Origin of the sequence: Bradyrhizobium nivariense, assembly GCF_029846695.2 — a bacterium.
Taxonomy (GTDB): Bacteria; Pseudomonadota; Alphaproteobacteria; order Rhizobiales; family Xanthobacteraceae; genus Bradyrhizobium.
In genome coordinates, this window is the sequence record NZ_JARWCR020000008.1 from 61454 (window position 1) to 78493 (window position 17040).

The following is a 17040-nucleotide window of genomic DNA, read 5'->3' on the forward strand; positions in this document are numbered from 1 at the left end:
GTCGACGCCAGCATGATCCAACCAAAATGGACGTGGGCGCCGGGCAACGATGTTCAATGCCGGATTGGGCGTGATAGCTTCCCGAGGTTTCTGCCTTCCAGATGCCCGTGCCATCCACCATGAAACAAAGGCTCAACACATGACCGACGCTGTGCTGCAGCTCGCCGGCACCGGCCGCCGCCTCGATACCGTCGATCGCAATATCTTGACGATACTCCAGCAGGACGCTTCGCTGTCTGTTGCGGAGATCGGCGATCGGGTCGGTCTATCGTCGACACCTTCTTGGAAGCGCATTCAGCGACTTGAGGCCGATGGCGTCATCCTGAAGCGCGTTGCGCTGGTTGATGAGAACAGGATTGGGCTGGGCCTCTCTGTATTCGTATCCGTGGAAAGCTCCGATCACTCGGATGACTGGCTGAAGCGTTTTGCCGATGCGGTCAGCGCGATGCCCGAAGTGATGGAGTTATATCGGATGGCCGGCGATGTCGACTATATGCTGCGCGTCGTTATCCCGGACATGCAAAGCTACGACGTGTTCTACAAGAAGCTGGTCCACGCCGTGCCGCTCAAGAACGTCACTTCGCGATTTGCGATGGAAAAGATCAAGTCGATCACGGCCCTGCCCATCCCGAACGCGACAGTGGGATGAGAAGCTTACGCTTCGCAGGGCCCGCCAGTTATCGAACCACCCCTGACTAATCTCTGAGAGGAAAAGGCTATTCTCGCGATTTGTGACGATGTGGAATGATGCTCTACGAAGCCGTCGATTTCCGCAATTGCCTCGAATGAATGTTGCCACCACAGTCCGGCGGAATTAGGCGCTTTTCTCACAGGTCTTCCGATGCCACGCTTGTCGCTTCGTGCCCCGACACTCTCTGACAATGTCCCAGCTGTTCCGCACCTCCACCGTCGTCAGCTGCTCGCCAGTCTTGCAGGAGCCGGAGCTGCACTTGCCTTTCAAGATCGCGCAGTTGCACAGCCCGCGCTGAAGGGCTCACTCGCTTATGGCAGTGTCGGCTATACTTGGGCGCTCCCCTATGTCGCCGAGGCTGCGGGCTACTGGAAAGATCAAAACGTCGAATTGGCGGCATCGTCCTTCGAATCCGGTCGGGATGCCATGCAGGCCTTGTTCTCGGGCTCGGCCGATTTTTCAGCCTCGACGGACACGCCGCTGGTCTTCGCGGCACTCTCCGGGCTACGGCCGGTGGTGGTCGCCAATTACAGTCGCTATTCGCGCGACATGAAGATTGCCGTACGCAACGACGGGGCAGTCGATGCCAAAGTTCCGGCCAGCCTGAAGGGACGCCGTATCGCCACCCGGATTGGCACATCGGGACAGTATCTGATTGCGAAATATCTCGAGCTCGCCGGCCTGAGCGCCAATGACGTCACGATCGTCGATCTCGCGCCCGCCAACATGGCGACGGCCCTGACCCGCGGCGACATCGACGCTTTCTGCTGGAGCAGCCAGACTCTGGCCATCGCGCAGCAGCAGTCCGGCGGCAAGGTCGTCGAGATGACGCTGGACGGTATCGAGCGCTATTTTCAGAGCTATCAGTTGCTTTTGACCACCGAAACCGTGGTCGAGAAGAAGCCCGAACTGGTTCAGGCGACGCTGCGCGCCCTGTTCGCTGCCGAGGACAGGATTGCGAAGGATCGCGAATGGCCAAACCTGATCGCCGATCGCATTAAGACGCCCGCCGCTGATATCGCCCAAGCCACATCGACCTTCACCTTCAAGATCGGCTTCGACCCGCGCTTCCTCGACGATCTCGTTTCGCAGGCCGAATGGGCAATTGCAGCCGGGCTCGCCAAGCCGCCGAAGGGCGATCTGCGCGCATTGCTGCGATCACTGGTGATCGAGGGTCCGACCAAGGCTCTCCATCCCGATCGCGTCACATTGACATGACCAGTTCAAACTCCCCCTTGATCGAAATCTCGGCGGTCTCGCAGATCTTCGCCGCGCGCGACGGCTCGCCAAGCTTTGCGTTGCGCGACGTCTCGCTGACCGTCGACCAGGGCGAGTTCGTCTGCCTGATCGGTCCGTCCGGTTGCGGCAAGACGACCCTGATGCAATTGATAGCCGGTTTCATCAAGCCGACGCGAGGCAAAGTGAACTTCGCCGGCGAACCGGTTCGCGGCCCGGATCCCAAGCGCGGCGTGGTGTTCCAGGAATATGCACTGTTTGCCTGGATGACGGCCCGCCAAAACGTCGAGTTCGGCTTGCGCGTGCGCGGCTGGCCCGCCAAGTTGCGCGCCACGCGTGCGATGGCTGCACTCGATCGCGTCGGTCTCGCCGATGCTGCGGACAAATATCCTCACGAACTGTCCGGTGGCATGCGCCAGCGCGTTGCGGTGGCGCGAGCTCTGCTGGTTGAGCCCGCGGTTCTCCTGATGGACGAGCCATTTGCCGCGGTCGACGCCATCACCCGGCAGTCGCTCCAGGAGGATTTGTTGCGGCTGTGGCGCGACAGTGGACTATCGGTGATCTTCGTGACCCATAATATTGACGAGGCGGCGTTCCTGGCCCAGCGTGTGGTCGTCATGAGCCCGCATCCCGGAGCGATCCGCACGGACATCCGCATCGACGTCCCCTACCCGCGAAACCGCGGTAGCGCCGCGTTCGGCGCGCTCTATAGCGACATATCCGGAGCACTTGCCGACGGCACACGGAGCGCGGCATGAGCATCGCCTCGTCGGACACCGTCATGCCGCTCACACCGGACCAGCAGGCCTCCCGTTTCGAGGCAGAATTCCAAGACGCACATTGGAGATCCCGGCGTCGCGCCACGGCGCTACGTCTGGCATTGAATGTTGCCGGTGTGCTGCTGTTCATTGCCGCCTGGGAAGCAATCCCGCGCTGGTCGAGCTGGGTCAACGAGGTGCTGTTTCCACCACCGTCCCAAGTGCTCCAGGCATTCTGGCCGATGCTGTGGTCAGGGGAAATCGGCCATAATATCGCCGTCAGTCTCAGACGTGCCGCCATCGGCTTTGGTCTTGCCGTCGTACTCGGGATCTCGGCGGGCCTGCTGACAGCGCGGATCCGCTTTGTTCAATATCTGCTGGAGCCCCTGCTTCACGGCTTTCGTGCGATCCCCACCATCGCGCTGGTGCCACTTTGCATTCTCTGGTTTGGCATCGGCGAAACGGCCAAGCTCGCCCTTGTCACCTGGGGTGCCTTCTTCCCGATCTGGATCACGACCCATATCGGTGTACGCGACGTCAATATCATCTACCTGCGTTCTGCCGCCTGTCTCGGCGCCGGACCGTTCGCGACCCTGTTCCTGGTGATTCTCCCCGCAGCGCTGCCGTTCATCCTGTCGGGCTTGCGTCAGGCGATTGCGGTCTCCCTGATCGTGCTGGTCGCTGCAGAGCTTTCGGGCGCGACAGCCGGCGTCGCCTATATGATGTCACAGGGGCACCAACTTTTTCGGGTTGACATCATGTTCATCGGGCTCGCCTTGCTGGGCGGATTCGGCTTTGTTGCAGACCGGATCTTTGTCGCCGCTGCGAGTTGGCTATTTCCCTGGTACGACAACAGCGCACGCTAAGATGGCCCACGCTTCCCTGCCGCTTGTGCTGCGCAACGCCCGTATCATCACGTTCGACGACGCCAATCCCCGCGCCAGCGCGATCTCGCTCCGAGACGGCACGATCGTCTCGATCGGCAACGACGCCGACGTGCCGACTCCACCCGACGCTCGCGAAATCGACCTCGGCGGCGCCTGCATCATTCCCGGCTTCAACGACACCCACGCGCATATGGAGCGCGAGGGGCTGAAACATCAACGACCATCGCTCGCACACGCCGGTTCGGTCGCCGACATCCTTGAGACGGTCCGCGGTCTCGCGTCGAGAACGTCGCCCGGCCAGTGGATCGTCACCATGCCGGTCGGACAGCCGCCGTTCTATTTCGACGGCGTCGCTTCGCTCGCGGAAAAGCGGCTGCCAAACCGCCACGAGCTTGATGCCGTCGCGCCCGATCATCCCGTCTACATTCCCGGCGTATTCGGCAATTGGGGCACACCGCCGGGACACTCCGCCCTCAATTCCCGGGGGCTCGCGCTCAACGGCATCGACGCGGGGTCAGCAGCCCGATGCTCGGGCGTGGAGATCGAAAAGGACAGCCATGGCCAGCCGACGGGCATCATCGTCGAGGGCAACAATCGTCCGACCGTTGAATTCGATCTGCTGCCGGCCGTACCGCGGTTCGGCTTCGCCGAGCGGCTCGAAGGCGTGCGGCTGTCGCAGCGGCTCTACAACGCCAAGGGCACGACCAGCATCTATGAGGGACACGGTTCGGCAGCCGAGACCATCTCGGTCTATCGCCGGCTCTGGGAGCTCAACGAGCTGACGGTACGCGTCGGGCTGGTGGTCAGCCCGAGCTGGTCCGATCTCGCAGAGGCGCGGCGGATCATGCGTGACTGGCTTGCGACCGCACGCGGAAGCGGGCTTGGCGATCCCTGGCTGCGGGTTTCCGGCATCCACATCGCCTACGGCGGCGATCCCGTCGTGGCTCATTGTGCGCGGGCTCATCTGCCCGACACGGGCTGGAGCGGCTTTGTCGAGCAAGCGGTGACGCCAGCGGATTTTCGCGAGGCCAGTTTCCTCGCCGCCGAATTCGATCTTCGCCTGCACACCATCGTCGGCGACCGGCTGCACGAGATCCTGCCGGTGCTCGAGGCCGTGAACGCCCGCTTCCCACTCCGAAGCCGGCGCTGGGTGATCGAGCACATCGGCCGTGCTCGCGCGAGCGACGTTCACGCACTGGCCCGACTTGGAGTCCTCGTTACGACGATTCCGACCTACTATCTCTGGAAAGGTGGCGCCAAATACCTCGCCGATCCCGACGGCGGCGATCTGTTGGTGCCGCATCGCCATCTTCTCAATGCCGGTGTACCGCTGGCGATCGCCACGGACAACATCCCCTATGATCCGTTCTTCACGCTCTGGGTCACCTGCGCCCGCGAGGAGCGACTGAGCGGCCGGGTGATCGGGCCTGAACAGCGGCTCTCAACGGAGGAAGCGCTGCGTCTCTTCACAGTCAACGGCGCCCGTCTTACCTTCGACGAGAGCTGGAAAGGACCGCTGAAGCCCGGCTTCGCCGCGGATCTTGCCGTGCTGTCGGACGATCCAACCACGCTAGAGGTCGCGGAGATCAAGAACCTGCGCTGCCGTCTCACCATCGTCGGCGGGCGCATTGTCCATGATGACATGCTGACGCCCGGAGCCCGGAGATAGCCCTGGCGATTATGGCCATGAGTCGGCGATCGTACGCGCTGTGCTCAAACGTCAATCTTGAAGCCGAGATCGATCTCCGAAGCTGGGTAGCCGCCTCTCAACCCCCAATTCTCCGCTGGCACTTCGAATAGAATGATCTTGATCTCCGTCGCGGGCACGCCGAGCGCGGCTACGTTCGCGACGAGGGTCTTGTACAGCAAGCGCTTCGCTTCAATCGACCGACCCGAGAACAATGCCACCTCGACGCGCACATAGTGGTCCGAACGGCCGGTCGGAACGATCCGGGCACCAGCGTCGTAGATGTCCAGAACGATATCGCGGTCGTAGTCGGGTATCCTCAGCGCCGAGAGCAGTGCCGACTGAACACTCTCGATGACCTCTTGCTCCCGGTTTCGTGCCCAGAGGCCCGTCGTAATTCGTGTGCTTGGCATTGGGATACTCTCCAGAAATTGAGGCCAGCTGAACATATCCAGCGCAATGACTGCCCACGCGTCCTGTCACGCCTCTTCGCTGCAACGTCAGCACTTGAGCAAGCCAGGGTTCACTTCCTCAGACTGTGACCTTCGAGCCGTCGAACCTGGTGAAGCTGAATCCGGCGAACGGCTCGGCAAACGTTGCCTTCTGCTCGCGCAGCAGGCTGATGGCAAGATTCTCTCCTTGCGGAAAGGACGCCGCGGCGTCGGAGCGCCAGTGGATGCCGCCCCAGGTCCGGCCACCGGAGTAGTTCAGCGCGAGCTTGTTCAATTCGCCCCCGACCGTGAGCGGCGGCCCCCGGTATGGAATCAGTCGCGTCGGATCCTTCGGATCGGGCTGGACCGGATTCGGAAACTCCCGGCTCTCGTCATAGAACGCCTTCAGCAAGGTTACGGTGACCGCCGCGATGATCGCGGCGCCTCCCGGATAGGACGAGTGAAGCGGCGCTCCCTCGGGAAAGATATGGCCGAGCAGGAACGTGCCATTCTTGTTGCGACTTCGCTCCAGGGCTTGCGAACCGAGCAAGCTCTCGTGGATCGGATAGTCAGAAACCTTGTTGGCAAGTCGGTGGTGCACCAATCCGGAGAACGCCTCGGGCCGCACGATCCGCTGCTCGTACCATTTCTGGTAATAGTTGATCCGAATTGCGAGCGAAGAGGCCAGCGCAATGACCGATTGATAGTAGGCCGCGCCAAACGTTCCTGACGCGCCGCCTTGGGTCTTGGAGCGAAGATACGGATCTGCTGATGCTGTGGCCGGCTTGTTCGCCGGATAGATCCCGCCATACGCCGGGTCGGCGGCAAACTCCGGCGCGCTCAGCAGTTGATTGGCGACGAAATTGAAGGCCTGCGCCGTATGGGCGTAGGCGCCGAGGTCGCGCCCGTTGAAGATGTAGCGCGGTGCGGATTCGTAGGTGATGCGCTCCCGCGGCGCGTTGCCGTTCTGAACGTGCAGCCATTCGTCGTACTTCGTCAAGAAATCCGGCGTCGGCGCATAGGCGCGTATTTTTGCCGATAGGCTCTGATTGCCGAGCGGAACGTCCCGATACAGAAATTGCGAGACCAGCGGACCGTCGATCACGCCAGGAGGTGTCACCCATCGCGGGGTCGCACCGCTCGGGTCCGCCGGATCGACATAAGCAACGCTGCCGCGAAACAACGTCTGGGGCGTGACGCGGCCGTTCGCCTTCGGTCCCTGGAAGGCGGCGATGCGGTTGAGCTCGTCAACCGCGGCACGGATATCAGGGTTGGAGGTTTCCTCGTTATATTCAGTGAATGGCACGTCCCTCAACAGAGACTGCCAGTAGATCTCGACCGCATCGGCCGCGCGCGCGGGACTTGCAAGGGCCGGCGCCGCCGGTAGCTGGAACTGCGAGGCGTTGAGACCGTCGAGGCTAACGGCGAGAGTACCCACAGGATTGACGAGCTTGCGCGTGCCACCGAGCGGAATCCTCTCGAAGTCCGCGGGGCTACGCGTAGAAAACGCCACGTTCGCCAACCGCCATGCCTCGGCATTGACCTCGCCGCGCTCGTCATGCGGCAGACCACGGGTATCCGAGCCGATCGCGTTGATGTAGCGCTGTTGATCGCCGTTGTGAGGATGCGGCGGAATCGGCGTGCTGGCGACGTCGCCCGCCAGCTTCTGTCGCAGTTCCACCGCGCGACGGCGGAAGCCTTCGTCGTAACTTGTGGCAGACGCTTGCGACCGGTCGGACGTACCAGCCGGCTTTTCCTTGGCAAGCGCGGGCCCCGTCGGCCCCGCTACGGCAAGGGCTGCCGCGGCCGCACCAGCGCCAATAAATTCGCGGCGTGTACCGTCTTTTGCACCATCGCCGTTCTGCTCCCGCCGCGCGCGTTGACGCTGCTCCGCGGTGCCGGTTGTGGGGACGTCGTGTCGTGAAACCTTGTCAGACATTCCCGGCTCCGCTTTCCCTTATGTGCTCCGCAAATACAGCTTCACACGCACGTCAAGCGTAGGGGCGCACCGCGAAATCTGTCCATAATTTTTCCGCACTATATTTCGCGGCGAAGCGATTGCTCTATTTTGCAAATGCGATGTTGTGTGAAGAGTTTCACTCAACCGCCTCGAAGACGACCGTCGTCAGCGAATGACGCTGATCGGCTGCTCGCCGCACCTGATACGGTTTCGCGTTCGAGACGAGCGGCATAGCGCGACATCGCATAGCAGGCAGTGAAGTAGATTGCCCCAAGAACCAGATAGGCCTCGGTGGAGAACAATCTCCATTCGGGGTCGGCCAGGGCCGCCTTGGTCGCGGCAAACACGTCGAGCAGCCCGATCACCAGAACCAGCGACGTGTCCTTAAAGCCGCCGATGAAGGTATTGACCAGAGGTGCCGAACAGAGCCGGAAGACTTGCGGCCAGATCACCAATTGCTGCGTCCGCCAATAGCTCAGACCGAGAGCGCGAGCGGCGTCCAGTTCGCCTGTGGGGATCGCCTGGATGCCACCGCGAAAGACCTCCGCCAGATAGGCTGCCATCAGCAGCGTCAGAGCAAGCAGGCACCGCGCGAGCTTTCCGCCCGGCGCTTCGCCGGGCACAACCAGTGGCAGGATGACGGCAACCGCGAACAACAGGCTCACCAGCGGCAGGCTGCGCAGCATCTCGATCACTGCAACCGCAACATTACGCAAACGCGTCTGGTCGGATGTCCGCGCCAAGGCGAGCAGCATGCCAAGCGGCAAGGCAAGGGTGAACGACAGCACGGACAAGCCAATAGTCAGCGGCACCCCACCCCAATCCAGCGGACTGACAATCCGAAGACCGAAAACGCCGCCGCCCATGATCACTATGGCGGCGAGCGTGCCGATGCCCCAGCCTGCCGCCATCAGCCGCCAGTGCCGCCCCGCATCGAGCAGGCTCCATAACATCAATCCCAGGAAGATCACCGTCGCCACCACGGGTCGGGTGATCTCATTCGCCGGATAGGCACCGAACATCATCAGCCGCCCTTTCTCCGCCAGCAGTGCCCAGCACGCGCCATGCGCCGCGCGACAGTCGCCGGGCGTCCCCGTCCACACGGCCTCGACGATGCCCCACCGCAGCAAAGGCCAGGTCACGGCCAACACCGTCGCCAGCAGCACCGCGTCGAGCCAGGTGAAATGCTGCGATTTCGTCGTTGCGCGGCCACTATCGGCGCTCGCCGCCATACCGCGTCCGGCCCAGAATTCATTGTAGCGTTCGACGAGAGCGCCGAGCGACAGGTTGAGAACGAGATACACACCGAGGATAATTGCCGTACCTTCAATCGCACGGCCGGTCTGGTTGATCACCGTATTCGTGACCGATACGAAGTCGGGATAGCCGATGGCGACGGCGAGCGTGCTGTTCTTCGCGAGCATCAGCAATTGGGAAGCCGCGGCTGGTACTGCCAGTCTACGGGCTTGAGGCAGCACGACAAGCCAGAGGCTCTTCAGTTGGCCGAGGCCTAACGCGCGAGCTGCTTCCCCTTGCCCAATTGGCACTGCTCGGATGCCGGCGCGCACGACTTCCGCAAGCGAGGCACCATGGAATAATGCCAACCCGCCGATCAGCGCCAGAAGCTCCGGCGACAGCGTCCATCCACCAACGAAGTTGAAACCCCGAAGCACCGGCCAATCGAGAAACGGCGCATGAAGTGACACGGCCGGAATGGCGAGACCGCGACTGCTGAGAAAGACGCCGGGGAGCAACTCTGCCGCGCCGCGCGGCGTCGGCAGATAGCGGATCAGCAACCCATACCACAGGAACAGCTGCAGGATGACGGGAGTATTGCGCAGCGGTTGAACATAGATCCCAGCCAACCGCACGACGCGCGCGCTGGGGCTTGCTCGCAGCAGGCCCACGACGATGCCGATCGCCAGCGCGAGAGGACTTGCGACCAGCACCACGAGCAAAGTATTCGCGAGCCCCGCCGTCAAGGTGATGACGATCGGGTCGGAAGGCGTCACCGCAAACAGGGCTTCCGAGATCTGGAAGCTCGCCGGTCGCCACAGGAAATCGAAACCTGTCGCGATTCCCCGCACTGCAAGCGCGGCGGACAGGACCGTCCAGCCTGCAGCCACGCCGATCACGACCGAGACCGCAACTATTGTGCGCCCGGCGATGCCCCTTCCGCGTGAGCCCCGCGTCGTCAGCGCCGTCGACATGCTTCCTATTGGAACGGCGGTGAGTAGAGCAGACCACCATCGCGCCATAGCGCGTTCTGGCCGCGGGCAAGACGCAGGGCAGTCTTCGGACCCAGATTGCGGTCGAATATCTCGCCGTAATTGCCGACGGCGGCGATCACGCGAGCACCCCAGACCTCGTCTAGCCCGAAGCTTTTGCCAATCCCGGGCGTCGCACCCAGCAAGCGCTGGATCGCGGGATTTTCGGACTTCTTCTGCACCTCGACATTGGCGCTGGTGACGCCCAATTCCTCCGCTTCGACCAGCAGATTGAGGGTCCAGCGCGCGATGGAGAACCAGTTCGTGTCATCAGTGCGTACCGCCGGGGATAGCGGGGATTTGGTGATCCGTTCGGGGAGGATCACGAAATCATCTGGCGAAGTCGCCCGCGCCGCCCGGCTGGCCGACAGGGTCGAGGCATCGGACAGATAGACGTCGCATCGCCCCGCATAGAAGGCGCCCTCAAGCTCCGGCAGGCTTTCGATCACCACCGATTTGAAGGTGAGCTTGTTGGCGTGAAAATAGTCGACCAGATTCTGCTCATTGACCGTGCCGGGCTGCACGCAGACGGTCGCGCCATTCAGCTCGGTCGACTTGGTGACGCCGAGCTTCTTCGGCACCATGAAGGCCTGACCGTCATAGAAGATCGTGCCGACGAACAGAATCCCGAGCGAGGCATCGCGGCCGGAGGTCCAGGTGGTGTTGCGCGACAGCACGTCGACCTCGCCCGATTGCAGGACGGTGAAGCGTTGTTGTGAACTCAAGGGAACGAACCGCACCTTCGACGCGTCACCTAGAACGGCAGCAGCGAGCGCGCGGCAGTAATCTACATCGAGCCCACTCCACCGCCCTTGTCCATCCGGCAGCGATAGGCCGGCCGATCCCTGAGAAACACCGCAAGCCAGTTCGCCCCGCGCCTTGATGCGATCAAGGGTCGGGCCAGCCGCGACTTCGGAAGCGATCGCAGCGGAAATCAGGATCGTCGCAGCTGCGACGATGCTCTTCAGTGTCATCTTGGAATCCGGATGTTGAGGGGAGACGTCGTGGAACTTGATTGGTTTCTACGATGACGACGCAAGAGAGTGCTTTTAAAAAGCGATGCGAACGCAGGATGAAATTCTTCATTGCCAATGGCAGGCGCAAAGCTTCATCCGCCACGAGTTTAGCCCGGATTTCCGACGGACACCCTCCCTGCGGCCCTTCAACAGCATCTCCCGCTCTACAAAATCAATGTTCTCCAAATTGCGTCACCGAGGAGAAGACTCTTCGCTTACCAGGCGCACAATGAAAACAGCATTCGTTTGACTAACAAAACGATTTCTCGCCAGTATTGGTTGGCTGTGCCCCTTTCCGAGAGACCAGAGCGGCCATCGCCGGAACGAGGAGCGAGCATGTCTATCGTGCAATCATCTGCAAGACGATCCACGCTGGTGCGTCGCGCGCTCTCGACGTGGTTTCTCCTGCTGTGCCTCCCGGTGTTGGCCTCAGCCGCAGCGATGGGACAGACGACACAGAAGGCGTCATCAGGTACAAAGCTCGTCATTGCCGATCAGAACGAGGGCCTGCAAACCTTGATGCGCGCCTCCGGCGCTGCGGAGAAGCTTTCGAGCACGATCACCTATGCCAACTTTCTCGGCGGCCCCGCGATTCTCGAAGCCTTCCGGGCCGGTGCGCTCGACCTCGCTACCGTCGGCAACACGCCGCCGATTCAGGCCCATGCCGCCGGAGAGCAGATCCCGATCGTCGCAGCCCGAACTTCGTCGGAAGCCGATTATTTCTTTGCCGTACGCCCGGGCTTGAAGATCGACACGCTCGAGCAGTTGCGCGGCAAGAGCATTGCGTATGGCGAAGGCACCGGCCGCCAGCCGTTTGTGCTCAACGCGTTGAAGCTCGCCGGCCTCACGCGGAAGGATGTCCGCCTCATACCGCTGCGCGCCGCCGACTTCCCCGACGCGATCCGCTCGGGCCAGGTCGATGTCGCCTCACTGAACGAGCCGCACTTCTCCCGCTATCTCGCTGACTTCGCTGACCGCGGCGCCAGCGCGATTCCCAAAACGCAAAACGACCGGCTCCCGAAGAGCCTGACTTATCTCTACGCCAGCAAGAAGGCTCTGGACGATCCCGCCAAAGCAGCGGCAATCCGCGAGTTCGTGGCCGCATGGATCGAGGCGAACCGCTGGTCAAACAAGAACGTCGACGCGTGGGTCGATGCATATTACGTCAAACGACAAAACCTCAAGCCTGCCGACGCGCGCAAGATCGTCGAGGCGGACGGCATCTATGACTTCCCGTCACTAACGAGCCTCATTCCCAGGCAGCAAGCCCTGATCGACGTGATCTTCGAGGCAGGGGACCTGCCGAAGCGGCTCGACGCGCAGGAGGAGTTCGACCTGCGTTTCGACGACGTCATCAGCAAGACGAATTGAATCGACCATGACGGATCGCGCCGACGATCTGAGCCTGCCTGTTTATGTTCCGGGGAAGTCGCGGGCGGCGAAGCCATTCGCGCCCAGGAACGGCAGGCTGCCTAGGCTTGCGCCTACTCGGTTGCCGAATACTGCCATCCTGTTCGGCCCCGTGGTGTTTATCGTCGTCTGGGAGCTTGCATCCGCCGTGGGCTGGATCTCTCCAAAATTCCTGGCGGCGCCGTCAACCGCCCTGCTCACCGGCTTCAAGCTGCTGGCCTCCGGCACGCTCGCCGATCACTTTCTCGCCTCTGCCAAGCGGGCCTATCTCGGACTTGGCATCGGTGTCGCAATCGGCGTCTCGCTGGCGCTGGCCGCCGGCCTCAGCCGCATCGGCGAGGCCTCGATAGACGGCCTGGTCCAGGTCAAGCGTGCCATTCCGACCCTGGCGCTGATCCCGTTGGCGATCTTGTGGCTCGGCATTGGCGAAACGATGAAGATCGCGCTGATTGCCTCAAGCGTTCTGATCCCCGTCTACATCAACACGCATGCGGCACTCAGAGGAATAGATGCGCGCTACATCGAGTTGGCGCGCAGCGTGAGACTATCGCGCGCGGCATTCCTTCGCGAAGTCGCGCTTCCGGGGGCGCTCCCGGGGTTCTTCACCGGGCTCAGGCTTGCCGTAACCACGTGCTGGGCCGCTCTGGTCGTGCTCGAACAGATCAACACCACGGAGGGCATCGGCTATCTCATGAACCGCGCCCGGGATTACGGCCAGACCGATATCATCGTCGTCGGGCTCGTGATCTACGCCGCGCTCGGCCTAGGCTCAGATCTCGCCGTCCGGCTCTGGGAACGCAAGGCCCTCTCCTATCGCAAGGCGCTCGCCTCATGAGCGCCTCGATCCATTCCTTGATCCCTGCGCAAGCCGTGCTTGCTCAGGCCGTCAGCCTGGTCGGCGTGACCCGCAGCTTCTCCAATCGCATTGTCCTTGATGCCGTGTCGCTCGATTTTGCCCCCGGTGAATTCGTCGCGCTGATCGGCAAAAGCGGCTCGGGCAAGAGCACGCTGTTGCGCGCGATTGCCGGCCTCGACGACGACGTTGACGGCGATGGCGCGATCTCGGTTCCAGAAGATCGTTCGGTTCTGTTTCAGGACTCGCGCCTGCTGCCGTGGAAGACCGTGCTCCAGAACGTCACCTTCGGCTTCCGCGCAGCCGATGCCGACAAGCGCGGACGCAAAGTGCTCGCCGACGTCGGGCTCGCAGGGCGCGAAGATTCCTGGCCCAACGCCCTCTCGGGAGGCGAGCAACAGCGTGTGGCGCTGGCGCGCTCGCTGGTCCGGAGCCCGCATTTGTTGCTCGCCGATGAGCCTTTTGGTGCGCTCGACGCGTTGACGCGGCTCAAGATGCACGAACTGCTGTTCCGGTTGATCCGGCAACAGCGGCCGACCGTACTGCTCGTCACTCATGACGTCGACGAGGCGATCAAGCTCGCCGACCGCATCCTCGTCATGGACGACGGTCGGATCGTCATCGACCACCCCACCGCCCTCCCTCACCCACGCGCCAGGGATCGTCGTTTCGACGATCTGCGCAACGAACTGCTCGCCGCGCTCGGCGTATTCGACACCGTCTGATCGTTCCCGACAGGATTGAACCAATGGCTCGCGAACTGCATCTCAATCTGTTCATCCATGGCCGCGGACACCATGAGGCGGCCTGGCGCCACCAGGACTCCGCCCGGCGAACACCCACCGATCTCGCTCATTACCGTGACCTCGCACTGGCGGCCGAAGCGGCGAAGCTGGACTCCGTCTTTTTCGCCGATCATGTCGCGCTTGGACAGGACCTCGGCCATGCCGCGCGCGGCGAGCTCGAGCCGCTGACGCTGCTTGGCGCCCTCGCGGCAGTCACGGAACGAATCGGGCTGATCGCAACGGCGTCGACGACCTACAGCGAACCCTACAATCTTGCACGCCAGTTCGCATCGCTCGACCATCTCAGCGGCGGACGTATCGGCTGGAACATCGTGACCTCATGGGCACCGGCGGCGGCGGCGAATTTCGGACAGGAGCAGCAGGCCAGCATCGACCAGCGCTACGAGCGCGCCTATGAATTCGTCGAAGTCGTCTCGAAGCTTTGGGACAGTTGGGCGGCTGACGCCATCCAGGACGATCGCGAGGCCGGTGTCTATGCTCACGCCGACCGCATCCAGCGCACTGAACATCGCGGCAAGCACTTTGCCGTCGCGGGTGCCCTCAACGTTCCGCGCTCGCCTCAGGGGCGGCCGGTGTTCGTCCAGGCGGGCGCCTCGACGGACGGGCGCGCTTTCGCCGCGCGCTATGCCGAGGCCATCTTCACCGCTCACCTCCAGAAGGAGAACGCCACCACTTTCTATTCCGACATCAAGACGCAAGCCCGCGCGCTCGGACGGCACCCGGACCAGATCGTCATCCTGCCGGGGATCAGCGCTGCGATCGGATCGACTGAGCTCGAGGCACAACGGGTTTGGGAGGAGCTGAACGAGCTGGCGCATCCAAGTGTCGGGCTGTCCCGCTTGTCGAACCGGTTCGGCGGTCACGACTTTTCACACCTGAAGCTCGATCACGTGCTCTCCGCCGACGATTTCCCCGATCCATCGCTGGTGGAGGCCTCGCGCAGCCGAGCGCAGTTGATCACGGCCTATGTTGCCCGAGAGCGGCCGACACTACGCCGCCTGCTACACAGCCTCGCCGGCGCGCGCGGGCATTTCACCGCGACCGGAACGCCGGAGCAGATCGCTGACATCATCGAGGACTGGTTCGTGTCGGGCGCCGCCGACGGCTTCAACGTCATGCCACCGATCCTGCCGACACAGTTCGCCGTCTTCACCGAGGAAGTCGTGCCGCTGCTGCGCAAGCGTGGCCTGTTCCGAAGCGAGTATCGCGACGGTACGCTGCGCGACAGGCTTGGTCTCGATCCGGTGCCGAGCCGTTTCGACGGCCCGGCGCCACAGCAGCGCTCCGCGTAAACCACCCGCCCTGATAAAAAACGCGAAAACAACCCCATGCACAGTAGCCGAGGCCTGTCAGAACAAGGACTTACGCGGACACAAATTTACGCATCGGCAAGGGCTTTTGACACGTCGGGCAAAACACTGGCAAGATGCCATCATCGGTGCATAGCGGGCCAATGGGCCGCGCCGCAAGACCCGCCGAAAGCGGTGTTAAATCGCGGTGGTGAAATTCACCCCGCGAACTTCCCAAGAACCTGGTCGCGTTCCATCGGCTCCGCTGACGCATAAAGGCTGGCAGCGGACGGCCAACTCTCCGGAGTAGTCAGATGCCAATGACGCCGCACGACGACCTCCTTCTCTGGCATGCTCTTCATCGCCTTGAGGTGGCCTATTGGTACGACGTCGACTTTAACGACGGGCGCACTGCCCATGATTTCTTCACGCCCGACGGCGTGAAGATCGTGGGGCACAACCGGTTTGAAGGGCGTGAAGAGATCCGGGCATTTTATGAGTGGCGTGCCGGGCAAATCGGCGAGAAGGCGGTGGATCGACTGGCGATCAGCGGCGTGAAGGCAGTGCGTCATCTGATCACCAATCTGCACGTCGCATCGAGCAGCGAACGCTCCGCGACAGTGCTGGGCATCGTCGTTTTCTATGGTGGTCTGACCTATCCATCGACGCGTCAGTCAAATCCTCCAATGATGGTGGCAGACTTGATCAATGAGTGCGCGTTGAACGAAGACGACGTATGGCGGTTTAAGTCACATACGCTCCAGCCCGTATTCATGAGCGCCGCGGCCCCTCCATCAATGGAGATCGATCCCATTTTTCTGAAGGACACCTGAGCGGGCCACCTGATTCGGCGATGCGGCAGGCAGCCGCGACGTTCGCTTCTGGGCAAAGGGTCAAGGCGACATCCCGCGCTTGGCTTGCTATATCGAGGATGGCCGCCAATTGAGCGGGAAACCGACCCGAGGCGTATTTGGAAAGTCTGCTTTCTTTGGTTTTCGCGTTGGTCGCGGTTTTGTATGCGTCGGTGGGGCAGGCTGGTGGCACCGGTTACGTTGCCGTCATGGGGCTAACCGGGTTTACTCCTGACGTCATCAAGCCGACAGCGCTGGCACTAAACATTCTCGTAGCAGGGATTGGGTGCAGCAGGTTCTACCGCGCTGGCCTACTGACGTGGCGTAGCTGCTATCCATTTGGCATTCTCGGAGCTCCATTCTCCTTACTGGGCGGCGCGATCCATCTCCCGGCCGCGCTTTATCAGCCCATCGTTGGCGCGTTGCTGTTGCTGGCGGCGGCCCAAATGATGCGCACGGCGCGGTTTACCCGCCTTCTGGATGAGGGTGCGCCACATCGCCCGCCGTTTATGACGTCTTTGCTCGCGGGCGGGGCTATAGGCTTCATTTCGGGCATCACCGGGGTAGGAGGCGGAATATTTCTCGCTCCGCTTATTTTATGGTTGGGCTGGACCGAAACACGTAAAGCGTCAGCAGTTTCCGCGGCGTTCAACCTCTTGAATTCGGCGGCTGCTCTAGCGGGAACATGGGCGACGATGCCCACACTGCCTACCTCGCTACCATGGTGGCTCGCGGCTGTCAGTTTCGGTGCATTGATAGGCTCATGGTTGGGGGTACATCATTTGCCGCCCAAGGTACTGCGCATCATCTTGAGCGCGTTGCTGCTCGCTGCTGGACTGCGAATGATCCTGGCCTGAAGATGTCCGCCGTGGTCAAGGGCGCTAGTCGAGGTCCGGCG

General features: G+C 62.2%; 15 protein-coding genes. 11 read left to right on the forward strand and 4 right to left on the reverse strand.

What is annotated here, in order from left to right:
- The first annotated feature begins 139 nt into the window (after window positions 1–139).
- The 5 genes from QCM77_RS09240 (at window position 140) to QCM77_RS09260 (ending at window position 5241) form a co-directional block, all read left to right on the forward strand.
- On the forward strand, window positions 140–649 hold the full coding sequence (locus tag QCM77_RS09240) for an Lrp/AsnC family transcriptional regulator (RefSeq protein ID WP_279682978.1): 510 nt from the start codon (window positions 140–142) through the stop codon (window positions 647–649).
- 201 nt (window positions 650–850) lie between these two features.
- A complete protein-coding gene (locus QCM77_RS09245) occupies window positions 851–1909 on the forward strand; it encodes an ABC transporter substrate-binding protein (protein WP_279682980.1) in 1059 nt (352 codons plus the stop codon).
- On the forward strand, window positions 1906–2685 hold the full coding sequence (locus tag QCM77_RS09250) for an ABC transporter ATP-binding protein (RefSeq protein ID WP_279682982.1): 780 nt from the start codon (window positions 1906–1908) through the stop codon (window positions 2683–2685). Before QCM77_RS09245 ends, QCM77_RS09250 begins: the two co-directional genes overlap by 4 nt.
- On the forward strand, window positions 2682–3551 hold the full coding sequence (locus tag QCM77_RS09255) for an ABC transporter permease (protein WP_279682984.1): 870 nt from the start codon (window positions 2682–2684) through the stop codon (window positions 3549–3551). The genes QCM77_RS09250 and QCM77_RS09255 overlap by 4 nt, the downstream gene beginning before the upstream one ends.
- 1 nt (window position 3552) lies before the next feature.
- On the forward strand, window positions 3553–5241 hold the full coding sequence (locus QCM77_RS09260) for an amidohydrolase (RefSeq protein WP_279682986.1): 1689 nt from the start codon (window positions 3553–3555) through the stop codon (window positions 5239–5241).
- A 44-nt stretch (window positions 5242–5285) separates the two neighbouring features.
- Here QCM77_RS09260 and QCM77_RS09265 read toward each other — a convergent pair whose 3' ends face one another.
- The 4 genes from QCM77_RS09265 to QCM77_RS09280 all read right to left on the reverse strand — a co-directional run bounded on the left by QCM77_RS09265 (window position 5286) and on the right by QCM77_RS09280 (window position 10891).
- Window positions 5286–5672: a tautomerase family protein gene (locus tag QCM77_RS09265; protein WP_279682988.1), complete on the reverse strand. Its 387-nt coding sequence runs from the start codon at window positions 5670–5672 to the stop codon at window positions 5286–5288.
- A gap of 118 nt (window positions 5673–5790) precedes the next feature.
- Entirely contained in the window at window positions 5791–7629 is a 1839-nt protein-coding gene (locus QCM77_RS09270; protein WP_279682989.1) for a phosphatase PAP2 family protein, read from the reverse strand.
- A 161-nt stretch (window positions 7630–7790) separates the two neighbouring features.
- Complete coding sequence (locus QCM77_RS09275; RefSeq protein WP_279682991.1) at window positions 7791–9860, reverse strand: ABC transporter permease subunit; 2070 nt, start codon at window positions 9858–9860, stop codon at window positions 7791–7793.
- Window positions 9861–9865: 5 nt separating this feature from the next.
- Window positions 9866–10891: an amino acid ABC transporter substrate-binding protein gene (locus QCM77_RS09280; protein ID WP_279682993.1), complete on the reverse strand. Its 1026-nt coding sequence runs from the start codon at window positions 10889–10891 to the stop codon at window positions 9866–9868.
- Window positions 10892–11269: 378 nt separating this feature from the next.
- On the opposite strand from QCM77_RS09280, the gene QCM77_RS09285 reads away from it, so the two are divergent.
- The 6 genes from QCM77_RS09285 (at window position 11270) to QCM77_RS09310 (ending at window position 16999) form a co-directional block, all read left to right on the forward strand.
- Window positions 11270–12304, forward strand: a complete 1035-nt coding sequence (locus QCM77_RS09285; protein ID WP_279682994.1) for a PhnD/SsuA/transferrin family substrate-binding protein — start codon at window positions 11270–11272, stop codon at window positions 12302–12304.
- Between the two features lie 121 nt (window positions 12305–12425).
- Window positions 12426–13178, forward strand: coding sequence for an ABC transporter permease (locus QCM77_RS09290; protein ID WP_279682995.1), 753 nt, complete (start codon window positions 12426–12428; stop codon window positions 13176–13178).
- A complete protein-coding gene (locus QCM77_RS09295; protein ID WP_279682996.1) occupies window positions 13175–13921 on the forward strand; it encodes an ABC transporter ATP-binding protein in 747 nt (248 codons plus the stop codon). The genes QCM77_RS09290 and QCM77_RS09295 overlap by 4 nt, the downstream gene beginning before the upstream one ends.
- 23 nt (window positions 13922–13944) lie before the next feature.
- A complete protein-coding gene (locus QCM77_RS09300) occupies window positions 13945–15294 on the forward strand; it encodes an LLM class flavin-dependent oxidoreductase (RefSeq protein ID WP_279682997.1) in 1350 nt (449 codons plus the stop codon).
- A gap of 311 nt (window positions 15295–15605) precedes the next feature.
- On the forward strand, window positions 15606–16124 hold the full coding sequence (locus QCM77_RS09305) for a nuclear transport factor 2 family protein (RefSeq protein WP_279682999.1): 519 nt from the start codon (window positions 15606–15608) through the stop codon (window positions 16122–16124).
- Window positions 16125–16261: 137 nt separating this feature from the next.
- Window positions 16262–16999 (forward strand): sulfite exporter TauE/SafE family protein, encoded by a 738-nt coding sequence (locus QCM77_RS09310; protein ID WP_279683000.1) that lies wholly within the window; start codon window positions 16262–16264, stop codon window positions 16997–16999.
- Window positions 17000–17040 lie beyond the last annotated feature (41 nt).